This window comes from Paraburkholderia sp. J69-1, from assembly GCF_905220255.1.
Lineage (GTDB): Bacteria > Pseudomonadota > Gammaproteobacteria > Burkholderiales > Burkholderiaceae > Paraburkholderia.
The window spans coordinates 216,360-237,191 of the sequence record NZ_CAJMZG010000010.1 but is presented as its reverse complement, the minus strand read 5'-3'; the positions used below and the strand labels follow the sequence as shown (position 1 = coordinate 237,191).

The 20,832-nt window shown below is 63.5% G+C and carries 21 protein-coding genes; 4 read left to right on the top strand and 17 right to left on the bottom strand.

Annotated features, from left to right (window positions below):
* Nucleotide 1 precedes the first annotated feature (1 nt).
* A complete protein-coding gene (lysS, locus tag U5A67_RS20250; RefSeq protein ID WP_205981849.1) occupies nucleotides 2–1,546 on the top strand; it encodes a lysine--tRNA ligase in 1,545 nt (514 codons plus the stop codon).
* Between the two features lie 367 nt (nucleotides 1,547–1,913).
* Entirely contained in the window at nucleotides 1,914–2,639 is a 726-nt protein-coding gene (locus U5A67_RS20245; RefSeq protein ID WP_321814522.1) for a glycine zipper 2TM domain-containing protein, read from the top strand.
* Between the two features lie 109 nt (nucleotides 2,640–2,748).
* Here U5A67_RS20245 and iscX read toward each other — a convergent pair whose 3' ends face one another.
* From iscX to U5A67_RS20185, 12 genes are all read right to left on the bottom strand, one after another.
* Complete coding sequence (iscX, locus tag U5A67_RS20240) at nucleotides 2,749–2,946, bottom strand: Fe-S cluster assembly protein IscX (RefSeq protein ID WP_027814936.1); 198 nt, start codon at nucleotides 2,944–2,946, stop codon at nucleotides 2,749–2,751.
* A gap of 26 nt (nucleotides 2,947–2,972) precedes the next feature.
* On the bottom strand, nucleotides 2,973–3,314 hold the full coding sequence (gene fdx / locus U5A67_RS20235) for an ISC system 2Fe-2S type ferredoxin (RefSeq protein ID WP_205981851.1): 342 nt from the start codon (nucleotides 3,312–3,314) through the stop codon (nucleotides 2,973–2,975).
* Nucleotides 3,315–3,460: 146 nt separating this feature from the next.
* Nucleotides 3,461–5,332, bottom strand: a complete 1,872-nt coding sequence (gene hscA, locus U5A67_RS20230; RefSeq protein ID WP_321814523.1) for a Fe-S protein assembly chaperone HscA — start codon at nucleotides 5,330–5,332, stop codon at nucleotides 3,461–3,463.
* A 169-nt stretch (nucleotides 5,333–5,501) separates the two neighbouring features.
* A complete protein-coding gene (hscB, locus tag U5A67_RS20225) occupies nucleotides 5,502–6,038 on the bottom strand; it encodes a Fe-S protein assembly co-chaperone HscB (RefSeq protein WP_205981853.1) in 537 nt (178 codons plus the stop codon).
* 108 nt (nucleotides 6,039–6,146) lie between these two features.
* Complete coding sequence (gene iscA / locus U5A67_RS20220) at nucleotides 6,147–6,470, bottom strand: iron-sulfur cluster assembly protein IscA (protein ID WP_205981906.1); 324 nt, start codon at nucleotides 6,468–6,470, stop codon at nucleotides 6,147–6,149.
* 173 nt (nucleotides 6,471–6,643) lie between these two features.
* Nucleotides 6,644–7,048 carry a Fe-S cluster assembly scaffold IscU gene (iscU, locus tag U5A67_RS20215; RefSeq protein ID WP_205981854.1) on the bottom strand — a complete coding sequence of 135 codons (405 nt, stop codon included), beginning with the start codon at nucleotides 7,046–7,048 and terminating at the stop codon, nucleotides 6,644–6,646.
* 107 nt (nucleotides 7,049–7,155) lie between these two features.
* The gene (locus U5A67_RS20210; RefSeq protein WP_205981855.1) at nucleotides 7,156–8,379 is read right to left on the bottom strand and encodes an IscS subfamily cysteine desulfurase; all 1,224 of its coding nucleotides are present in this window, start codon (nucleotides 8,377–8,379) and stop codon (nucleotides 7,156–7,158) included.
* A gap of 79 nt (nucleotides 8,380–8,458) precedes the next feature.
* On the bottom strand, nucleotides 8,459–8,992 hold the full coding sequence (iscR, locus tag U5A67_RS20205) for a Fe-S cluster assembly transcriptional regulator IscR (RefSeq protein ID WP_143887201.1): 534 nt from the start codon (nucleotides 8,990–8,992) through the stop codon (nucleotides 8,459–8,461).
* A 165-nt stretch (nucleotides 8,993–9,157) separates the two neighbouring features.
* A complete protein-coding gene (locus U5A67_RS20200) occupies nucleotides 9,158–9,640 on the bottom strand; it encodes a low molecular weight protein-tyrosine-phosphatase (RefSeq protein WP_321814524.1) in 483 nt (160 codons plus the stop codon).
* 103 nt (nucleotides 9,641–9,743) lie between these two features.
* Entirely contained in the window at nucleotides 9,744–9,980 is a 237-nt protein-coding gene (locus U5A67_RS20195) for a hypothetical protein (RefSeq protein WP_321814677.1), read from the bottom strand.
* A 176-nt stretch (nucleotides 9,981–10,156) separates the two neighbouring features.
* A complete protein-coding gene (locus U5A67_RS20190; protein WP_321814525.1) occupies nucleotides 10,157–11,596 on the bottom strand; it encodes a lactate utilization protein B in 1,440 nt (479 codons plus the stop codon).
* Between the two features lie 38 nt (nucleotides 11,597–11,634).
* The gene (locus tag U5A67_RS20185; protein WP_205981858.1) at nucleotides 11,635–12,357 is read right to left on the bottom strand and encodes a (Fe-S)-binding protein; all 723 of its coding nucleotides are present in this window, start codon (nucleotides 12,355–12,357) and stop codon (nucleotides 11,635–11,637) included.
* Nucleotides 12,358–12,570: 213 nt separating this feature from the next.
* On the opposite strand from U5A67_RS20185, the gene U5A67_RS20180 reads away from it, so the two are divergent.
* Complete coding sequence (locus U5A67_RS20180; RefSeq protein ID WP_205981859.1) at nucleotides 12,571–13,371, top strand: IclR family transcriptional regulator; 801 nt, start codon at nucleotides 12,571–12,573, stop codon at nucleotides 13,369–13,371.
* A gap of 33 nt (nucleotides 13,372–13,404) precedes the next feature.
* Here the strand turns inward: U5A67_RS20180 and U5A67_RS20175 are convergent, their stop codons facing one another.
* The 3 genes from U5A67_RS20175 to pbpG form a co-directional block, all read right to left on the bottom strand.
* A complete protein-coding gene (locus U5A67_RS20175) occupies nucleotides 13,405–13,929 on the bottom strand; it encodes a helix-turn-helix transcriptional regulator (RefSeq protein ID WP_205981860.1) in 525 nt (174 codons plus the stop codon).
* 13 nt (nucleotides 13,930–13,942) lie between these two features.
* Nucleotides 13,943–14,251, bottom strand: a complete 309-nt coding sequence (locus tag U5A67_RS20170) for a hypothetical protein (protein ID WP_321814526.1) — start codon at nucleotides 14,249–14,251, stop codon at nucleotides 13,943–13,945.
* A gap of 259 nt (nucleotides 14,252–14,510) precedes the next feature.
* Complete coding sequence (pbpG, locus tag U5A67_RS20165) at nucleotides 14,511–15,692, bottom strand: D-alanyl-D-alanine endopeptidase (protein WP_321814527.1); 1,182 nt, start codon at nucleotides 15,690–15,692, stop codon at nucleotides 14,511–14,513.
* 748 nt (nucleotides 15,693–16,440) lie between these two features.
* Here pbpG and U5A67_RS20160 point away from each other — a divergent pair.
* Nucleotides 16,441–17,013, top strand: a complete 573-nt coding sequence (locus tag U5A67_RS20160; RefSeq protein ID WP_205981862.1) for a phasin family protein — start codon at nucleotides 16,441–16,443, stop codon at nucleotides 17,011–17,013.
* A 266-nt stretch (nucleotides 17,014–17,279) separates the two neighbouring features.
* Here the strand turns inward: U5A67_RS20160 and lpdA are convergent, their stop codons facing one another.
* Both lpdA and aceF read right to left on the bottom strand, forming a co-directional pair.
* On the bottom strand, nucleotides 17,280–19,046 hold the full coding sequence (gene lpdA, locus U5A67_RS20155; RefSeq protein ID WP_205981863.1) for a dihydrolipoyl dehydrogenase: 1,767 nt from the start codon (nucleotides 19,044–19,046) through the stop codon (nucleotides 17,280–17,282).
* A 103-nt stretch (nucleotides 19,047–19,149) separates the two neighbouring features.
* The gene (aceF, locus tag U5A67_RS20150; RefSeq protein WP_321814528.1) at nucleotides 19,150–20,823 is read right to left on the bottom strand and encodes a dihydrolipoyllysine-residue acetyltransferase; all 1,674 of its coding nucleotides are present in this window, start codon (nucleotides 20,821–20,823) and stop codon (nucleotides 19,150–19,152) included.
* Between the last annotated feature and the right edge of the window lie 9 nt (nucleotides 20,824–20,832).

Sequence of the window (20,832 nt, the reverse complement as noted above, 5' to 3'; positions counted from 1 at the left end):
CATGACCGAACCGACCCAGCAGAACGCGCAGAATACGCAAAGCGCCGCGCCCGACATCGACGACAACCAGATCATCGCCGAGCGCCGCGAGAAACTGCGCGCGCTGCGCGAGGCAGGCGTCGCCTTCCCGAACGACTTCCGTCCCACCCACCACGCCGCCGATCTGCAGCGCGATCACGCCGAAACCGACAAGGACGCCCTCGAAGCGAATCCGCTCGAAGTCGCCATCGCCGGCCGCATGATGCTCAAGCGCGTGATGGGCAAGGCAAGCTTCGCGACGGTGCGCGACGGCTCGGGCCAGATCCAGTTCTTCATCACGCCCGCCGACGTGGGCGAAGCCGTCTACGACTCGTTCAAGAAGTGGGACCTCGGTGACATCGTCGCCGCCAAGGGCGTGCTGTTCCGCACCAACAAGGGCGAACTGTCGGTACGCGTGACCGAACTGCGTCTGCTGTCGAAGTCGCTGCGTCCGCTGCCGGACAAGTTCCACGGCCTGTCGGACCAGGAAATGCGCTATCGCCAGCGCTACGTCGACTTGATCGTCACGCCGGAAGCGCGCGAAACGTTCGTGGCGCGTACCAAGGCGATTTCGTCGGTGCGCCGCTTCATGTCGGACGCGAACTTCATGGAAGTCGAAACGCCGATGCTGCACCCGATCCCGGGCGGCGCGGCAGCCAAGCCGTTCGTCACGCATCACAACGCGCTCGATATGCAGATGTACATGCGTATCGCGCCCGAGCTGTACCTCAAGCGCCTCGTCGTGGGCGGCTTCGAGCGCGTGTTCGAAATCAACCGGAATTTCCGTAACGAAGGCGTTTCGCCGCGTCACAACCCGGAATTCACGATGATGGAGTTCTACGCCGCGTACACGGACTACACGTGGCTGATGGACTTCACGGAACAGCTGATCCGCCAGGCTGCGATCGACGCGAGCGGCAGCGCCACGCTCGACTATCAGGGCCGCGAGCTCGATCTGGCCAAGCCGTTCCATCGTCTGACGATCGTGCAGGCGATCCAGAAGTTCGCACCGCAGTACACGACCGAGCAACTCGCCGATGCCGCTTTCCTGCGCACGGAACTGAAGAAGTTCGGCGTGGACGCGAACCAGCCGCAGTTCCTCAACGCCGGCGTGGGCGCACTGCAACTGGCGCTGTTCGAAGAGACGGCCGAGTCGCAACTGTGGGAGCCGACCTTCATCGTCGATTACCCGATTGAAGTCTCGCCGCTCGCACGCGCGTCGGACACGACGCCGGGCATCACCGAGCGTTTCGAGCTGTTCATCACGGGCCGCGAAATCGCCAACGGCTTCTCGGAGCTGAACGATCCGGAAGACCAGGCCGCGCGCTTCAAGAAGCAGGTCGAGCAGAAGGACGCCGGCGACGAAGAAGCGATGTTCTACGACGCCGACTACATCCGCGCGCTCGAATACGGTATGCCCCCGACGGGCGGCTGCGGTATCGGCATCGACCGTCTGGTGATGCTGCTGACCAACAGCCCGAGCATCCGCGACGTCATTCTCTTCCCGCATCTGCGTCGCGAAGACTAAGTCGCTGACAGACTCTGCCGCCCTGCTCTAAGGGTGACGCGTCTCACGGGGCGCATGCGGTTCACGCCGCATGCGCCCCGTTTCTTTTGGGCGCGCGCGGCTGCGTTGCCAGATCGACTGTCAATCGTTTGTAACGATCAGTAAAAGCTGCCGGGACGCTACTCGCCGTCGCCAGGTATGCCGATTGCGCAATCGGGCGAAACCGCGTTATGCAGGGCCGCGCAGCCCGCTACACCGTCCGGCGCATTTTTCCGGTTCAGCGATCACGCGTGACGGGTTACAAATTGAAACGCCAGGGTCGCAGGTTTGGCTCACACTGGTCTGACGAGAAACACCCGAGCCAACTCTGCCAAAGACGGAGCCTGTCATGAACAATCCTGATCCGAAACTGACCACGCAGACCAACCCGAACACGCCGAATCGCCGGATTCATCCCCTTGTCGCGACGGCGGCGGGCGCGGTGATCGTCGCGAGTCTGGCGGCGACGGCGGCGATTACCGGCGTCTTCCCGAAGGCGTTGAGCAACGCCGAACAAAGCGCACAAAGCCAGACCGGCCAGACGACCGTGATGGCTTCGCAACCGGTCGTGGATTCGACGCGCCCGGCCACGGCCGCAACCAACGCGCAGTACGCACAGAACACTGCGCCCACGCAGCAGCCCACTGAGGCGCAGCAGCAACAGGTGCCGGCGGCTGCGCAGCCGCAATACGGGCAGCAGCAACAACAGTACGCCCAGCAAGCGCAGCCGCAACAGGCCGCCTGTGCGTCGTGCGGCGTCGTCGAAGGGATTTCGGCCACGCGCACGGAGGGCCACGGCACCGGGATCGGCGCAGTGGGCGGTGCAGTGGCGGGCGGCGTGGTCGGCAACCAGTTCGGTGCGGGCAACGGTCGCACGGCCATGACGCTGCTCGGCGCGCTGGGTGGCGGCCTCGCCGGGAATTCGGTGGAAAAGCATCTGCGCAGCACGACGGCTTATTCGGTGCGCGTGCGCATGGACACCGGCAAGACGCGCTACTTCACGTACCACGAAGCGCCGCCGTTCCAGCAAGGCCAGCGCGTGCGTATCGAGCACGGCGCGCTCGAAGCGGCTTGAGCTACGTGAGGCACCTGAGGTCCGCGCGTTAAACCCGCGCCAGAAACACAAAAGGCGATTCACCGGATGGGTGAATCGCCTTTTTCATTGGCACTGCGAGAACGCGCTATCAGTAGCCCGCGTCCTCGATCCAGGCTGCCTGAATCGCCTCGAGGATCTTTTCGTTCGAACGCTCGGGATCATCGTCGAAACCTTCGAGTTCGGTGATCCAGCGATGCAGATCGGTGAAGCGCACATATTGCGGGTCGACTTCCGGATGGGTGTCGGTCAAGGCCACTGCGATGTCCTGCGTATCGGTCCATTTCATGGCTGCGCGCTCCTCCTCAGGATGGATCAGTGATTTTCCTTCGCGTGATTGATCGAGTAACGCGGGATCTCGACCACGAGGTCATCCTCGGCCGGCACGAGCGCCTGGCACGACAGCCGCGAAGTGGGCTCCAGACCCCATGCCTTGTCGAGCAGGTCGTCTTCGAGTTCTTCCGACGGCTCGAGCGCGTTAAAACCTTCGCGCACGATGACGTGACAGGTCGTGCAGGCACACGACTTTTCGCAGGCGTGTTCGATTGCGATGCCGTGTTCCAGCAGCACGTCGCACACGCTCTCACCCGGCTTGGCGTCGATCACTGCGCCTTCGGGGCACAGTTCGACATGGGGCAGCACCACGATTTGAGGCATTCTGATTTCCGTATCCAAAACTTGTCATATCGGGCGCGCCCCGTCTGCCGACGGTGGCACACCCATTCTACTGGCGTCGCGCGCTTCGCTGCATCGGGAAAGCACGCAGGCAGCGCGCATAGCGCGATGCGTTTTTAGCCGCGCTTTTAGCCGATCTCGTCGAGCTTCTTGCCCGCCAGCGCGCGCTTGATGCCCTTGTCCATACGGCGAGCGGCGAACTCGTCGGTACCTTCGGCAAGCGCCTTGGTGGCCGCTTCGATACCGTCGGTGTCTTCGCTTTGCGCGATCTGCGCCAGCGCCGCGACCAGCTTGTCGAGTTCCACGCGCTCGGCGTCGTCGAGCAGTTCGCCGTCGGCGGCCAGCGCCGATTGCGTCGCTTCGATCACGCGCTGCGCTTCGACCTGCGCCTCGCGCAGCGCGCGGGCGCGCATGTCGATGTCAGCGGTCTTGAAGCTGTCCTCGAGCATCTTCGCGATGTCGTCATCGGCGAGACCGTAGGACGGCTTGACCACCACCGACGCCTCCACGCCCGACAACTGCTCGCGCGCGAACACGGACAGCAGACCGTCCGCATCCACCTGATAGGTCACGCGGATGCGTGCCGCGCCTGCCGCCATCGGCGGAATACCGCGCAGCTCGAAACGGGCGAGCGAACGGCAGTCGGACACGAGCTCGCGCTCGCCCTGAACGACGTGGATCGCAATTGCCGTCTGGCCGTCCTTGAAGGTCGTGAATTCCTGCGCGCGCGCGACCGGAATGGTCGAGTTGCGCGGGATGATCTTCTCGACCAGACCGCCCATCGTTTCCACGCCCAGCGAGAGCGGGATCACGTCGAGCAACAGCCAGTCGTCGTCGCCGCCGCGGTTGCCCGCGAGCAGATCGGCCTGGATCGCCGCGCCGAGCGCGACCACCTGGTCCGGATCGAGATTCACAAGCGGCGGCTGGCCGAAGAACTGTTCGACCGCGCGGCGCACCACCGGCATGCGCGTCGCGCCGCCGACCAGCACCACGCCCTTGACGTCCGCCGCGCCGACCTTGGCGTCGCGCAGCGCCTTCTTCGTGGGCGTGAGCGTGCGCTGCACGAGCGCCTGCGTAAGCGCCTCGAAGCGCGCTTCGTCAATCGTCACGGCGAGCGCCGTGCCGTTCGACAGCGTGACGTCGATGCGCGCTTGCGCCGCCGAGGACAGCGCTTCCTTCGCATCGCGCGCGCGATCGAGCAGCAGGCGCACGTCTTCGGGCGCGAGCGCGGCGCGTTCGACGCCGCCCTGCTCCAGCACGTATTCGAAGACTGCGTGATCGAAATCGTCGCCGCCGAGCGCGGAATCGCCGCCCGCTGCGAGCACTTCGAACACGCCCTTGGTGAGCTTGAGAATCGACAGATCGAAGGTGCCGCCGCCGAGGTCGTAGACCGCGTAGAGGCCTTCGGAGCCGTTATCGAGACCGTAGGCGATCGCCGCGGCCGTCGGCTCGTTGAGCAGACGCAGCACGTTCAGCCCGGCCAGACGCGCGGCGTCCTTCGTTGCCTGGCGCTGCGCTTCGTCGAAGTACGCGGGCACCGTGATGACCGCGCCGACCAGCTCATCGCCGAGCGAGTCTTCGGCGCGCTGACGCAGCGTCGCGAGAATTTCCGCCGACACTTCGACCGGGCTCTTCACGCCGTCGATGGTCTGGATCTGCACCATGCCCGGCGCATCGACGAATTCGTACGGCGCGTTCGCCGCGCCTTCGACGTCGGCCTTGCCGCGGCCCATGAAACGCTTGACCGAGACAATGGTATTGCGCGGATCGGTGGCGGCTTCGGCCTTGGCCAGACGGCCGATGCGGCGGCCGCCGTTGGCCAGATAGCGCACGACGGAAGGCAGCAGCACGTGGCCGTCTTCGTCGGGCAGCACATCGGGCACGCCGCTGCGCACCGCGGCGACCAGCGAGTTCGTCGTGCCGAGGTCGATGCCGACGGCGAGTCGCCGCTGATGCGGCGCCGGCGCCATGCCGGGTTCGGAGATTTGCAGTAATGCCATCTGTGTGATCGCTTGATCTATTTGAGGCCGTGGCTGCGCAGATTCTGCGCGCCTGGCGGCCTCTGTATCCGTGGTTCTACGCTCTTTTGCGTCGCTTCGTTGGCGCGCTTGGGTCTGACTCGGTCCGACCCGGTCCTGGCCGGTCTGGCTCGCTGTCCCGCTCGCGCGCCTAGCCTTCCAGCCGCTCGATCTGCGTATCGACTTCGGCCGCGACGCGCTCGATGAACATCAGCTGGCGCACCGCTTCCGCCGCCGGCTGGTTCGAGCCGCTATCGAGCAACGCGCCGAGCTTCGTGAGGCGCACGCGTTCGTCGTCGCGCAGATCGCCGGCGAGCGAATCGAGCGCATCGACATTCTTCGCGCCGACCGCATCCTCGATCGCCTCGCGCCATTCCATCTGCTGCATCAGGAACGCGGGCTCCATCGCCGTGTTGTTCTCCGCGCCGACGTCGATGCCGCGCAGATGCAGCATGTACTTCGCGCGCTTGAGCGGGTCGCGCAGCGTCTGATACGCCTCGTTCGCGCGCGTGGCCCATTGCATGGCGACGCGCTTTTGCGCCTCGCCCGCCGCGGCGAAGCGGTCGGGATGAACCTGCGCCTGCACGGTGCGGTAGGCGTGATCGAGCGCGTCGGCGTCGATCGCGAACTGCTCGGGCAGGCCAAAGAGCACGAAGTGGCTATCGGAAAGCGAATTAAGCGAGGCCATCGGATTGAGCGTTCTGGTGGGGCTGGGAAGGAATCGCGAACATCGACAATGCAGCGTCGAAAAATCAAAAAGGCGGCACAGGCCGCCTTTTCAGCGCAACGCGCAGGCTTACACGCGGAAGGACTCGCCGCAGCCGCACTCGTCCTTCACATTCGGGTTGTTGAACTTGAAGCCTTCGTTCAGACCTTCGCGCACGAAGTCGAGCTGCGTGCCGTCGATGTACGACAGGCTCTTCGGATCGACGATGACCTTCACGCCAAAGCTTTCGAAGACGTTGTCTTCGGGCGCGAGCTCGTCGACGTACTCGAGCTTGTATGCAAGACCCGAGCAGCCCGTCGTGCGTACGCCCAGGCGCAAGCCCACGCCCTTGCCGCGACGGATCAGATACTTCTGCACGTGCTGTGCCGCTTTTTCAGTCAACGAGATTGCCATAACGTTTTCGCCCCACTCCATGTCGTGCGCCGATGTGAGCCTTCCGGCTCGCGCCCGCTTGATCACGACGCGGCGCAGGCTTGCCTGCATCCAGATCGTTCATTCCGCAGCGGCGCGCCACCCGGTGCGCCGCTGTCCCGCCTGCTCGCGCGGCATGCTGCCGCGCAAGGCTGTTACGCCGCGTCGACCTTCGCGTCCGCCGTGTGGCGTTGCTTGTAGTCGGCGACCGCTGCCTTGATCGCGTCTTCCGCGAGGATCGAGCAGTGGATCTTCACCGGCGGCAGCGCCAGTTCTTCGGCGATCTGCGTGTTCTTGATGTCGAGCGCCTGGTCGAGCGTCTTGCCCTTGACCCATTCCGTGACCAGCGAGCTCGAAGCGATTGCCGAGCCGCAGCCGTAGGTCTTGAACTTCGCGTCTTCGATCACGCCGTCCGCGCCCACGCGGATCTGCAGCTTCATCACGTCGCCGCACGCCGGTGCGCCGACCATGCCCGTGCCGACTGCGTCGTCGTCTTTCGCGAACGAGCCGACGTTGCGCGGGTTTTCGTAGTGGTCCAGAACCTTGTCGCTATATGCCATGATCACACTCCTTCAATGCGTTGGCCGCGCTGCAGCAGTTATCTGCTCGTGTGCGCTGCGGCCGGGTCGATGTTCGTTGCTCTGTCGAGGTCTACCGGGCGTGGCGCTTAGTGCGCGGCCCACTGGATGGTCGACAGATCGATGCCGTCCTGGTGCATTTCCCACAGCGGCGACAGTTCGCGCAGCTTGGCGATCTTCGTCTTCAGCAGGTTGATGACGTAGTCCACATCCTGTTCGGTCGTGAAGCGGCCCACCGTGAAGCGGATCGAGCTGTGCGCCAGTTCGTCGTTGCGGCCGAGCGCGCGCAGCACGTACGACGGTTCCAGCGAAGCCGACGTACACGCCGAACCCGACGACACCGCCACGTCCTTGACCGCCATGATCAGCGACTCGCCTTCGACGAAGTTGAAGCTGATGTTCAGGTTGTGCGGGACACGCTTTGCCATGTCGCCGTTCACATAGGTTTCTTCGATTTCCGAGAGACCCTTGAGCAGACGGTCGCGCAGCATGCCGACACGCGCGTTTTCCGTTTCCATCTCTTCACGTGCGATGCGGAACGCCTCGCCCATGCCGACGATCTGGTGCGTCGCCAGCGTGCCCGAACGCATACCGCGCTCGTGACCGCCGCCGTGCATCTGCGCTTCGATACGGATACGCGGCTTGCGACGCACGTACAGCGCGCCGATCCCCTTCGGACCGTAGGTCTTGTGCGCCGAGAACGACATCAGGTCGACCTTGAGCTTTTGCAGGTCGATGGGCGTCTTGCCCGTCGATTGCGCCGCGTCGACGTGGAAAATGATGCCCTTTTCGCGGCAGATTTCGCCGATCGTCTCGATGTCCTGGATCACGCCGATCTCGTTGTTCACGTGCATCACGGAAACGAGGATCGTGTCCGGGCGGATCGCCGCCTTGAACACGTCGAGGTCGATCAGGCCGTCATCCTTGACGTTCAGGTACGTGACTTCGTAGCCTTCGCGTTCGAGTTCGCGGCAGGTGTCGAGCACAGCCTTGTGCTCGGTCTTCACCGTGATGATGTGCTTGCCCTTGCTCTTGTAGAAGTGCGCGGCACCCTTGATCGCGAGGTTGTCCGATTCGGTTGCGCCGGAGGTCCAGATGATTTCGCGCGGGTCGGCGTTGACGAGCGCAGCGACGTTCTCGCGCGCTTCCTCGACTGCACGCTCCGCGTCCCAGCCGTAGGCGTGGCTACGCGACGCCGGATTGCCGAACTGCTCGCGCAGGTACGGAATCATCTTGTCCACCACACGCGGGTCGACGGGCGTCGTCGCGCTGTAGTCCATGTAGATGGGCAGGTGGGGAATGTCGTTATTCATCTATCGCTCCGGGGAATCTGGGTGCTGCGCGTGTACTGTGCTGTATTGCTGTCTGGCTAACTGGCGGCGCTCGCTGCGCTCATGAACTCGCCATATTGAAGATCGAGTTGGGCCCGAGCGGCACCGCCCTCACGGGCTCGACCGCGGGCGCCTCAGTGCGGCGGTCGCGCAGGACGGCGGGCGCGGCGCCTTCGCGGGCGCGCTGCTTGTCCACCAGATCCTTGAGCGACACCGAATCGAGGTACTCGACCATCTTCTGGTTCAGCGTGGACCAGAGTTCGTGCGTCATGCAGTGGCCGTCGTGCTGCTTGGTGCCTTCGCAGGCGCCCTTGCCGCCACACTGGGTAGCGTCCAGCGGCTCGTCCACGGCGATGATGATGTCCGCGACCGTGACGTCCTCGGCGCGACGCGCGAGGTTGTAGCCGCCGCCCGGTCCGCGGACCGATTCGACGATTTCATGACGGCGCAGCTTGCCGAACAACTGTTCAAGGTACGACAGCGAAATGTGCTGGCGCTGGCTGATACCCGCAAGCGTCACCGGGCCCTGCTCCTGGCGCAGGGCCAGGTCGATCATCGCCGTAACGGCGAAACGGCCTTTAGTGGTGAGTCTCATGATGTAGGGGAACCGCAATTCTCGACAATTTTCGTCAAGTATAAATACATGACTAGTTTAGTCAAGTATCCGCGCCGTGAATCGGGTTATTAGGCGTCTGACGAAAAGGGAAAACGACGCAAAACTGATATCAGGGCGCGCCGTAACGTTCACTTCAAGCCTGCTTCAATCGGCCAGTTGCGGGCGCAGGGCCGCCAGCAAGCCGGTGCACGCGGCTTCGCACTGAACCAGTACCGCTTCGAATCCTGCTTCGCCGCCGAAATAAGGGTCCGTTACCACGCGCTCCTGCGCGTTCGGCGCGAACTCCATCAGCAGACGGATCTTGTCGCGGCCCGACGCCGGCGCGACCTGCTGGAGCGCCGTGACATTGGCGTCGTCCATCGCGACGATCAGGTCGAACGCGTCGAAATCTTCTGCCGCGATCTGACGGGCGCGCAGCACCGCAAGGTCGTAGCCGCGCTTGCTGCCGGCACGCTGGGCGCGCTCGTCGGGCGCCTCGCCAATGTGCCAGTTGCCGGTGCCGGCCGAATCGACCAGCAGGCGCCCGGTCAGCCCCGCATCGTCGACAAGGCGCTGCATCACGGCTTCAGCCGTGGGCGAGCGGCAGATGTTGCCGAGACAAACGAAGCAGACGGAAACCTTTTTCATCCTTTTTTGCGTCACGGAAGGCGAAGGATTGGGCGAACGGCGAATCCGCGATTATACAAAGAGCACGATTTGTGCGCTTGGCTCGACTCGGACCCATCGCCGCTCAAATTGCGCTGGCCTGCGGCAGCGGCGCGGCGCTACGCAGCGCCTTCACCGGCGCTTTCATTTCGGCGCCGTCGCCTACCAGACCGTATGAGACGGCGCGCGCGAGTTCTGCGCTCACCTGATCGGCGGCCAGAGGGAATTGTTGCTCGGCGGTATTCCACGCATGAAGCCATGCGACTGCTGCAAGGGGCACGATCAGTGCCACCGGCCAATACACCACTATTTTCTTTTTCATGATGCGACTCTCTATCGACTGTGGGGCGATGAGTTCGGACGCACTATCGCCAGTCGAAATGATATAGAGGTTCGCAATCAGGAAAAACCCGGCAAAGTCGAACACACTGTTGCCGCAGATTAAACAGTGGCTGCATTGCGCTTGACGACGCCTGCGCGGAGGCGTCGCCGTGGGCATCAGCTACGCTTGCGCGCCGGGACGTTGGCGTCCAGATGCGTGTGGCGCGCCGCGTAGAGTTCGCGGAAAGTTCGCCCAACCGGCGCGGGCATGTCGCGGCCGTCCGTCCAGCCGCGCGCGAACGGCAGCTTGCGGATCAGGCGCGCCTGCCCGCCCAGACGCTCCAGTATCCGCACGCCGAGTTTGGTGAGCAGCCCATACGCGGTGGGGTGCAGCGCCAGCCAGCCCCACACGGCCAATGCCGCGCGCTCGCGCCACGGCCGCAGCCGGCGCTCGATCTGCTTTTCGCGCAACTTGCGCAGCAGATCCGAAAGCGGAATGCCCACCGGGCAGACACTGTTGCACTCGCCGCACAGCGTAGCGGCCTGCGGCAGGTCCAGCGCCTTGTCGATGCCCACGTAGCTTGGCGTGAGCACCGAACCCATCGGCCCCGGATAGACCCAGCCGTACGCGTGGCCACCCACCTTCTGATACACCGGGCAGTGGTTCATACAGGCGCCGCAACGTATACAGCGCAGCATCTCCTGGAACTCGCCGCCGATCAGCCCGGTGCGCCCGCCATCGACGAGCACGACGTACATATGTTCAGGGCCGTCCTGATCGTCCGCGCCGCGCGGGCCGGTGAGCATCGAAAAATAATTCGACGTGGCCTGCCCGGTTGCCGAACGCGGCAGCAGACGCATCGCGGTGGCCAGATCCTCGAGCGTCGGCAGAATCTTTTCGATCCCGGTGACGGCCACGTGCACGCGCGGCATCACCGTACACATGCCTTCGTTGCCCTCGTTCGTGACCAGCACGACCGAACCGGTTTCCGCGACGAGGAAATTGCCGCCCGTCACGCCCATATCCGCCGATAGAAAATGGGGGCGCAGGACTTCGCGCGCCTCGCGCGTCATATCGGGAATCTCGGTCAGGCGCGGCTTGTCGTGCGTGCGCGCGAAGAGATCGGCGATCTCATCCTTATCCTTGTGCACGACGGGCGCGATGATATGGCTGGGCGGCTCGTTGTTGTTGATCTGCAGGATGTATTCGCCGAGATCGGTTTCGATGGACTGCACGCCCATCTCCGCGAGCACGGTGTTGAGCTGCATTTCCTCCGACACCATCGACTTGGTCTTGATGACCTTGCGCACTTCATGCCGGCGCGCGATATCCGCGACCAGTTTTGCCGCGTCGCGGGCCGTTTCGGCAAACAGCACCGTCACGCCGCGCCGCGTGGCTTCGGCTTCGAACTGCTCGATCCAGGCGTCCAGATTCTCCAGCGCGCGGTTGCGGCGCTCCTTGAGCGCGGCGCGCGTGGCTTCGAAGTCGATCGCCGTGATCGCCTCCGCGCGCGCGCTGACGAACTTGGTCGACAGCTTCTTGAGATTGTGTTGCAGGCGCTGATCGGCCAGCTTCTGGCCGGCGCGTGCCTTGAATTGCATCGACGTAACTTGCATGGCGTGGGGAGCGTGAGTTGTCGTGAATGCCGGCGGTTTCAGATGTCGCCGGCCAGCACCTGGGCGATATGCAGCACGCGGGTGCTGTGGTCGCCGGTTCGGCGCAGGCGACCTTCGATATTCAGCATGCAGCCCAGGTCGCCGAGCACCACCGTGCCCGCCCCGCTCGCCTGCACGTTCATGCATTTTTCGTCGGCAATGGCGGTGGAGATCTCACCGTACTTGACCGCAAAGGTGCCACCAAAGCCGCAGCAGTGCTCGCAATCCTTCATTTCCTGCACCTGCACGCCACGCTGCGCGAGCAGTTCGCGCGGTTGCGCCTTCACGCCCAACTCGCGCAGACCCGCACACGAATCATGGTAGGTGACCGGCCCGCGAAACTCGCCTTCCGGCAGCGAGACGCGCGCGACATTCACCAGGAAATCGGTCAGCTCGTAGACGCGCTCGCGCAACTTGCCATAGCGCGCCATGAGTTCGGGATCGTCGCGAAAGAGATCGCCAAAATGCACGCGAATCATGCCGCCGCACGATCCCGAGGGCACCACCACGTAATCGAACTGCTCGAATTCGCGCAGCGTCTTTTCCGCCAGATCGCGCGCCAGCGCGCGTTCGCCCGAGTTGTAGGCCGGCTGGCCGCAACAAGTCTGAGCGGGCGGCACGACGACTTCGTAGCCGGCTTCTTCGATCAGCTTGAGCGTCGAAAAGCCGATTTCGGGGCGCATCGTGTCGATAAGACAGGTGACGAACAGGCCGACTCGCATGGGGGAAATCCTCTAGAAAGCATCGAAAACCGTCCCCGATTATCCGTTGTTTCGCCGCCTGCACCAACGCAGAACTGCCCCAGGCCGGTGCTGCCGCAGCGCAGCAAGCGCTTCCCGCAAGACGCTTACTTTTTTCACAATACGAGATACAATGAATTTTTGCTTCCCGCACCTATCCCGCGTCAAACGAATCCGTACCCGGAAAACGCCCCCATGACCGACACCAATCCAGATCCGAAGACCTCGATTCAGGTGATCGAGCGCATGATGCGCCTGCTCGATGCGCTTGCTGCGCATACCGACCCGGTCAGCCTGAAGGAACTCGCGCAACGCACGGAACTGCACCCGTCCACCGCGCACCGCATTCTCAACGACATGGTGAGCTGCCGCCTTGTCGATCGCTCGGACCCGGGCACGTATCGGCTTGGCATGCGCCTGCTGGAGCTTGGCAATCTGGTCAAGGCACGCCTTTCCGTGCGCGACGCGGCACTTTCGCCGATGCGTGAACTCCACCGCCTCACGGGCCAGACGGTGAATCTGTCGGTTCGCCAGGGCGACGAGATCGTCTACATCGAGCGCGCGTATTCGGAGCGCTCGGGCATGCAGGTCGTGCGTGCGATCGGTGGCCGTGCGCCGCTGCATCTCACCTCAGTGGGCAAGCTCTTTCTGGCCGCCGACGAAGCAACGCGCGTTCGCGCCTACGCCACGCGCACCGGTCTTTCAGGCCATACGCGCAACAGCATCACGGATCTGAGCCGCCTCGAACGCGAACTCGCTCATGTGCGCCAGGAATCCTGCGCGCGCGACAACGAGGAACTCGAACTGGGTGTGCGCTGCATCGCAGCCGGGATCTACGACGATACCGGCAAGCTGGTCGCGGGTCTGTCGCTCTCCGCCCCTGCCGATCGCCTGCAGGATTCGTGGCTGGGACAACTGAGCAAGACGGCGCTCACGATTTCGGAATCGCTCGGCTACCACGCCGAACCCGCCGAAGGTCACGTGCAGCACGCTTGAGCGCGCCTGCCTCGATAGCGGCAAGCACGCCTTTCACGTAACGAGTTCGGCCAGTTGACGCTTGACGCGCGCATCGACTTCGCGCGCGTCCTTCGCCAGATTGACCTGCTTGGCCGTACACGCGGTATCGAGCAAAGCGGCGTCGATGCTATAACCCTCGCGCGCGCTCAGCCACGTGAGGATATCGCCCAGATGCCAGAGCGACGGACTGCCCTCGTGCACTGGCTGCGGGAAATCCGCCACGTGCGCGAGCATCAGCTTGCGCATGTTCTGCCGCGACATCCCCGTTAGATCCGCAACGTCGGTCAGGCCGACGAAGTCCGGTGCGGCCTCGACCAGGCGCGCCAACGGCACTGCCTCTTTCACGTTCTGCAACGCCGTATAGATCGCTGCCCACGCGCTTTCGCTGTCACGTGCGAAGGCCAGCGCGATGCGCCCCGGCAGTCCCACGCCGATGGTGGCGTCGTCACAGCCGGCTTGCGCGAGGCGCTCGATCAGTTCGTCCTGGTCGCAGTCTTCGGGCGCAAGTTGATACTTGAGCGTGAATACATAGTTCATGCGTCACTCCTGCTTAATGGTTCGCTGCGGTTCCACTGCCGTTGCGCTGCCGCGCAGACGCCACAGGCGGGGTTTTGGCGCACAGCGCGCTACAGTTATCCACCACGCGCTTCAAAAGGTGCGCATGATTGCCCGCATTGCGCGGCGTGCTCCAGATGCTCGTAATGCAGAATTCCCCGCAGCGGCAATCGGTCTGCTTTGCAGGGCAATACATCCTTCCCCACGCGTGACCGTTGCCTTTGCTTTGTCGTACTAACCAACCTTGTGCTTCGGCGTAAGCCAGTGCGGCTTCGATCTCTTTCTTTGGATGCGTTCGTCTCATCGGCGAGCCCAGTGTATGTGCCGCCCATCAGGTTGTCAATTGACAACCATCAAACAACAGGCGGACGATTCGCCATACCCGGTTGGGCATCGCGTGTCGAAACACGGAAAATTCTGCCGATGGAATCGCGGCTCAAACAGCCGTCCGGATGGCGTAGGAAAACCTGATCGCCCTGCTGCCCTGAAAGCGATCGCAGAAAAACAAACGCCCCGCAAAAGCGGGGCGTTCGAAAGACAAAAACGGCGAGCAGCGCGACGAATCAGGTACCCGCGCCGCCAGCGTCCGCGCTCGTGATGCGCGGTTGCTGGTCCGCACCACCGTTATCGAGCCACGTGCGCACACGCGTCGCATCGGCGAAACGCGAATACTTGCCGCTCGAATCGAGCAGCACCATGATGACCGGACGGCCATGGATGGTCGATTGCATGACGAGGCACTCGCCCGCTTCGTTGATGAAGCCGGTCTTCTGCAGGCCGATATCCCACGACGGGTTACGCACCAGCGCATTCGTGCTGTTGTAGGCCAGCGTGCGCTTGCCGGTGTTCACGTCGTAGCTGTGATCGGTCGAAAACTGGCGGATCATCGGGTACTGGTACGCCGCGTTCACCATCTTCACGAGATCGCGCGCGGTCGAGACATTGTGGCTCGTCAGACCGGTCGAGTTCTCGAAGTGCGTGTCGGTCATGCCGAGTTGCTTCGCCTTCGCGTTCATCGCCGCGATAAAGGCCGGACGGCCTCCCGGGTAGTAGCGCGAGAGCGCCGCTGCCGCACGGTTTTCCGAGGCCATCAGCGCGATGTGCAGCATGTCTTCACGCGAGAGCACCGAACCCACCGAAAGGCGCGAACCCGTGTTCTTCTCGAAGTCGCGGTCTTCGTCGGTGACTTCGATCTGCTCGGTGAGCGGCGCCTTCGAATCGAGCACGACCATGGCGGTCATGAGCTTCGAGATCGAGGCGATCGGCACCACGGCGCGCGAGTTCTTGTCGAACAGCGGCTCGAGCGAATTCTGGTCGACCACATAAGCCACGCCCGAACGCAGCATCAGCGAATCCGGCGTCTCATGCAGGCCGAACGCCTGACCGACGCTCGGCTGACGCGGCTCGAACGCCACGCGACGCACCGCCGTGTGATGACGGCCATTCATCGAGTAGCTGACGCGGCGCTTTTTCGCCGTGGGACGCGCATCGTCGTCCTTTGCGGCGACGGTGCGGGTTGCGCCCGCCTTCTTCGCGACCTTCGCAGGCGCGTCGGCCTTTGCAACCTTCTTGGTGGCCTTCTTGGCCTTCGCCGTTTTCGCGGCGGCGGTGTTCTGCGACGCAGCAAAAGCACCCTCGGGCGCTAGCAGCGTCGCACTGATGGCCACGGAAACAGCCACCGACAGCGCGGTGCTGACAACCGATGAGGGCACCAGTCTGAACGACAGGAACTTGTCGGATTTCATTGGTGTTCTGGATGAAGCGGCGGGATCGTTCGCCAAGTGTAGTAAAACCACGAAAAATTCGCAAATTGAAGCACTTATGGCTACTCGTTAAACCGAAGTCTGGTTTTTGATTGAGCAGACCAATGTACTTCACGCATTCGATGGAGTCAGACAATCGACCGGACGGCCCCACCCTGCCGCGCCTTGCGCCGACAACGTTTGCTGTCGCCTACGCATTAACGGCGCGCGTCAAAGTTAACTTTATGTGGGATAAATACCGAGGACGTTGCTCTGACATCCATGCCGCCGAACCACGCGACGCGGGTTCGACTGCAATAACCGCTTAACGTTCCATGTAGGAATCCGGTGGACGCACCCTGGTGCATTCCCTGACAGAACCTCATGGGACCGGACTGCGCGCACCACAAAAACCCAGTTTGCGCCGTCAGACTCAATCTTGCCAGAACCAGCGCGCATATGCGCATCCTTGTCAGGCAAGGGATTGCGGGAAATGACGCGTGGACACCATGTCGCAGCTCGACGCAAATAGTCTTCGACCCCCATGCCACTCGCATAAGTACTTGTTTAACAATACTTTAATGAGATTGTGCGCCGCATCAAAAGTCCTTGACATTCATCTGTGCCGACCTAAAATCAGGATCAATGTTGCGACGCACAAAGCTGTAACAGCGTCTGACAGACCACCAGAGTCTTGCCACTTACTCCAGGCGACCCACCTACGAGGCCGCCACCATCCAGGAGCGTAAACATGAGTCTGCTGACCCCTGAGCAATTCGCCGCTGCACAGAAAGCCAACCTCGAAACCCTGTTCGGTCTGACCGGCAAGGCCTTCGAAAGCGTGGAAAAGCTCGTCGAATTGAACCTTCAGGCCGTTCGCTCGAATCTGGCGGAATCGCAGGAGCACGCCCAGCGCGCTCTGTCGGCAAAGGACGCGCAGGAATTCTTCGCGCTGCAGTCGAGCTACGCCCAGCCGCTCGCAGAAAAGGTCCTCTCGTACGGCCGCCACGTTTATGAAATCGCCTCGGCTACGCAAGCCGAGTTCGCGAAGGTTGCTGAAGCTCATTACGAAGAACAGAACCGCAAGGTGCAATCGCTCGTCGACAACGTCGCGAAGAACGCACCGGCTGGTTCGGAAACCGCTGTCGCCGTGATCAAGTCGGCCATCAACGCCGCCAACACCACGTACGAAACGGTCCACAAGGCAACGAAGCAAGCTGTCGAAATGGCAGAAAGCAACTTCAACGCCGCTACGGCTGCTGCCAGCAAGGCTGCTGCCCAGGCTTCGCGTTCGGCCGCTGCTGCCGCCAAGAAGCCGGCCTGAGTTTCAAGGCCGTCCAGCATTGCGCTAAAGGGGCGCATCGCGAAGTTCGCGGCCCTGCCTTGAACTTCGCCCGCGCCTCGCGCCGGATCTGACGCTCCGGCATGCCGCCCGGCATGTCGCTTGCCCGGTCACCGGTGACCGGGAATCTTTTTTACGCTCCGGCGCCTCTCGCACCCTCTGGCGTTACCCAAATAGAAAACGGCGCACTCCTCGCGGAGTGCGCCGTTTTACTTTCACGCCCGCCACCGAAGCGGCGCAGCGCGAATTTACTTCTTCTTCTGCGGCGGCAGGTCGGTACAGACGCCTTCGTACAGCTCGGCGGCCATGCCCACGGATTCGCCCAGCGTCGGGTGCGGGTGAATCGTCTTGCCGATGTCGGTCGCATCCGCGCCCATTTCCACCGCGAGGCAGACTTCGCTGATCAGGTCGCCAGCGTTCAGGCCGACGATACCGCCGCCGATCACGCGATGCGTCTCTTCGTCGAAAATCAGCTTGGTGAAGCCTTCGTCGCGGCCATTGGCGATCGCGCGGCCCGAAGCGGCCCACGGGAACACTGCCTTGCCGTACTTGATGCCTTCGGCCTTGCACTGCTCTTCGGTCTTGCCGGCCCAGGCCACTTCCGGATCGGTGTAGGCCACCGACGGAATCTGCAGCGCGTCGAAGTACGCCTTCTCGCCGTGCGCCGCTTCCGCCGCCACGTGGCCTTCATGCACGGCCTTGTGCGCGAGCATCGGCTGACCGACCACATCGCCGATTGCGAAGATGTGCGGCACGTTGGTGCGCAGCTGCTTGTCGACTTCGATGAAGCCGCGATCCGTCACCGCCACGCCAGCCTTGTCCGCGCCGATCTTCTTGCCATTGGGCGAGCGGCCCACGGCGACCAGCACGAGGTCGTAACGTTGCGCTTCGGCCGGAGCCTTTTCGCCTTCGAACGTGACGTAGATGCCGTCTTCCTTCGCTTCGGCCTTCGTCGTTTTGGTCTTGAGCATGACATTCGCGAAGCGCTTCGCGTTGTACTTCTCCCAGACCTTGACGAGATCGCGGTCCGCGCCGGCCATCAGGCCGTCGAGCATTTCCACGACATCGATCTGCGCGCCGAGCGTCGAATAGACCGTCGCCATTTCCAGACCGATAATGCCGCCGCCGATCACCAGCATCTTTTGCGGGATCTGACGCAGTTCGAGCGCGCCGGTCGAATCGACCACGCGCGGATCTTCCGGCATGAACGGCAGCTTCACGGCTTGCGAACCCGCCGCGATGATCGCCTGCTTGAACTTGACGATCTTCTTGCCGTTTTCGCCCGCCACTTCCATGTGGTTCGGGTCGATGAACGAACCGAAGCCCGTCACGACTTCGACCTTGCGCGCCTTGGCCATGCCGGCGAGACCGCCGGTGAGCTTCTTGACGACGCCCGACTTGAAGTCGCGCAGCTTGTCCAGATCGATCTGCGGCTTGCCGAACGAGATGCCGTGCGATTCGAGCGCAGCGGCTTCATCGATCACCAGCGCCGTGTGCAGCAACGCCTTCGACGGGATGCAGCCGACGTTCAGACACACGCCGCCAAGCGTCGAATAACGCTCGACCAGCACGGTCTTCATGCCCAGATCGGCGGAGCGGAACGCCGCCGAGTAGCCGCCAGGGCCCGCGCCGAGCACGAGCATGTCGCATTCGACGTCGGCGCTGCCGCTGAAGCTGCCGGCTTGCGGTGCCGGGGCAGCCGCCTTCGGTGCTTCGGCAGCCTTGGGCGCTTCGGCCTTCGGTGCGGCAGCAGCGGGAGCCGGAGCGGCCGCGCCTTCCGACACTTCGACGATCGCGACCACGGTGCCTTGCGACGCCTTGTCGCCGGCCTTGATCTTCACTTCCTTGACCGTGCCCGCGACTTCGCTGGGCACTTCCATCGTGGCCTTGTCCGACTCGAGCGAGAGCAGCGACTGCTCTTTCTCGATCACGTCGCCCGGCTTGATGTTGACTTCGATGACATCGATGTCCTTGAAGTCGCCGATATCCGGCACTTTCACTTCGACGAGACTCATGGTGTCCCCTTCAGGAACGACCGGCTCGCGCCCGCCGCGGCGCGCATCTGCCTGAACGATCGGGCGGGATGCGGCGCGGCGGCGCGAGCCGGTCGAAGCGGTTTTACAGGATCACGCGGCGGAAATCGCCGAGGATCTGGCCGAGGTACGCGTTGAAGCGCGCGGCAGCGGCGCCGTCGATCACGCGGTGGTCGTACGAGAGCGAGAGCGGCAGCGTCAGGCGCGGCACGAACTGCTTGCCGTCCCACACCGGCTTCATCGCGCTCTTGGACAGGCCAAGGATGGCCACTTCCGGCGCGTTGATGATCGGCGTGAAGTGCGTGCCGCCGATACCGCCAAGCGACGAGATCGAGAAGCAGCCGCCTTGCATCTGGTCCGGCTTGAGCTTGCCGTCGCGAGCCAGCTTCGACAGTTCGGCCATTTCCTTCGCGATGTCGACGAGACCCTTCTTGTCAGCGTCGCGGATCACCGGGACGACCAGACCGTTCGGCGTGTCGGCGGCAAAACCGATGTGGTAGTACTGCTTGAAGACGAGGTTGTCGCCGTCGAGGCTCGCGTTGAACGCCGGGAACTTCTTCAGCGCGGCGACGCAGGCCTTGATGACGAACGCCAGCATCGTGAACTTCACGCCGGCCTTCTCGTTTTCCTTGTTCAGTTGCACGCGCAGCGCTTCGAGGTCGGTGATGTCCGCTTCGTCGTTGTTGGTGACGTGCGGGATCATGACCCAGTTGCGATGCAGGTTCGCGCCCGAGATCTTCTTGATACGCGACAGCGGTTGCGTATCGATCGGGCCGAACTTCGTGAAGTCGACCTTCGGCCACGGCAGCAGGTTCAGACCCGCGCCGCCACCTGCGGCCGGAGCAGCGGCAGCAGCCGGTGCGGCCAGCGCGCCGGTCATGACGCCCTTCACGAACGCCGTGATGTCGTCCTGGGTGATGCGGCCCTTCGGACCCGTGCCCGAAACGCGGCCGACGTCGACGCCCAGATCGCGTGCGAACTTGCGCACCGACGGCGAAGCGTGGCTCGGACGGCGTGCGCCGCCTTCGCCTGCGGGAATGTTCGGAGCCTGTGCGAGCGCGGACGGCGCAGCGGGCGCGGCCTTGGCGGGCGCAGCCTGCGGAGCGTCGGACGGTTGCTCGACCGGTGCCTTCGCAGCCGGTGCCGGTGCAGCAGCCGCCGCACCTTCCGCTTCCACGACGACGATTTCCGCGCCTTCCGACACGCTATCGCCGACCTTCACCAGAATCGCCTTGACGATGCCGGCAACCGGGCTCGGCACGTCCATCGTGGCCTTGTCCGATTCCAGCGTGACGAGCGACTGTTCCTTCTCGACACGGTCGCCCACCTTCACGCCGATCTCGATAACCGGCACGCCCGTGTAGTCGCCGATATCCGGGACCTTGACGGTCTGCGCGCCACCGCTTGCAGCGGGCGCAGCAGCAGCCGGAGCCGGTGCAGCGGCTTGCGCAGGCGCGGCAGCCGGAGCAGCCTTCTCTTCCTTCGCAGCCGGTGCGGCCGCCGGAGCCGCAGCGGCGCCAGCGGCTTCCAGCACGAGGACGAGCACGCCTTCCGAGACGTTATCGCCGACCTTGACCTTCACTTCCTTCACCGTGCCCGAGGCCGGGCTCGGCACGTCCATCGTCGCCTTGTCCGACTCCAGCGTGATGAGCGATTGCTCTTTCTCGACGGTATCACCCGCCTTCACCAGCACCTCGATCACAGGAATGTCCGTGTAATCGCCGATGTCCGGCACCTTGACTTCGATCGCTTGACTCATTGTTAGTGT

Bases quoted from the DNA above. Each gene is read 5' to 3' on its own strand.
- U5A67_RS20245 (WP_321814522.1), top strand. From the start codon at position 1,914: ATGAACAATCCTGATCCGAAACTGACCACGCAGACCAACCCGAACACG.
- U5A67_RS20210 (WP_205981855.1), bottom strand. From the start codon at position 8,379: ATGAATAACGACATTCCCCACCTGCCCATCTACATGGACTACAGCGCG.
- iscA (WP_205981906.1), bottom strand. From the start codon at position 6,470: ATGGCAATCTCGTTGACTGAAAAAGCGGCACAGCACGTGCAGAAGTAT.
- iscX (WP_027814936.1), bottom strand. From the start codon at position 2,946: ATGAAATGGACCGATACGCAGGACATCGCAGTGGCCTTGACCGACACC.
- hscB (WP_205981853.1), bottom strand. From the start codon at position 6,038: ATGGCCTCGCTTAATTCGCTTTCCGATAGCCACTTCGTGCTCTTTGGC.
- lpdA (WP_205981863.1), bottom strand. From the start codon at position 19,046: ATGAGTCTCGTCGAAGTGAAAGTGCCGGATATCGGCGACTTCAAGGAC.
- hscA (WP_321814523.1), bottom strand. From the start codon at position 5,332: ATGGCATTACTGCAAATCTCCGAACCCGGCATGGCGCCGGCGCCGCAT.
- U5A67_RS20160 (WP_205981862.1), top strand. From the start codon at position 16,441: ATGAGTCTGCTGACCCCTGAGCAATTCGCCGCTGCACAGAAAGCCAAC.
- U5A67_RS20185 (WP_205981858.1), bottom strand. From the start codon at position 12,357: ATGCGAGTCGGCCTGTTCGTCACCTGTCTTATCGACACGATGCGCCCC.
- U5A67_RS20190 (WP_321814525.1), bottom strand. From the start codon at position 11,596: ATGCAAGTTACGTCGATGCAATTCAAGGCACGCGCCGGCCAGAAGCTG.
- U5A67_RS20200 (WP_321814524.1), bottom strand. From the start codon at position 9,640: ATGAAAAAGGTTTCCGTCTGCTTCGTTTGTCTCGGCAACATCTGCCGC.
- pbpG (WP_321814527.1), bottom strand. From the start codon at position 15,692: ATGAAATCCGACAAGTTCCTGTCGTTCAGACTGGTGCCCTCATCGGTT.
- iscU (WP_205981854.1), bottom strand. From the start codon at position 7,048: ATGGCATATAGCGACAAGGTTCTGGACCACTACGAAAACCCGCGCAAC.
- U5A67_RS20180 (WP_205981859.1), top strand. From the start codon at position 12,571: ATGACCGACACCAATCCAGATCCGAAGACCTCGATTCAGGTGATCGAG.
- iscR (WP_143887201.1), bottom strand. From the start codon at position 8,992: ATGAGACTCACCACTAAAGGCCGTTTCGCCGTTACGGCGATGATCGAC.
- fdx (WP_205981851.1), bottom strand. From the start codon at position 3,314: ATGCCTCAAATCGTGGTGCTGCCCCATGTCGAACTGTGCCCCGAAGGC.
- U5A67_RS20195 (WP_321814677.1), bottom strand. From the start codon at position 9,980: ATGAAAAAGAAAATAGTGGTGTATTGGCCGGTGGCACTGATCGTGCCC.
- U5A67_RS20175 (WP_205981860.1), bottom strand. From the start codon at position 13,929: ATGAACTATGTATTCACGCTCAAGTATCAACTTGCGCCCGAAGACTGC.
- U5A67_RS20170 (WP_321814526.1), bottom strand. From the start codon at position 14,251: ATGAGACGAACGCATCCAAAGAAAGAGATCGAAGCCGCACTGGCTTAC.
- aceF (WP_321814528.1), bottom strand. From the start codon at position 20,823: ATGAGTCAAGCGATCGAAGTCAAGGTGCCGGACATCGGCGATTACACG.
- lysS (WP_205981849.1), top strand. From the start codon at position 2: ATGACCGAACCGACCCAGCAGAACGCGCAGAATACGCAAAGCGCCGCG.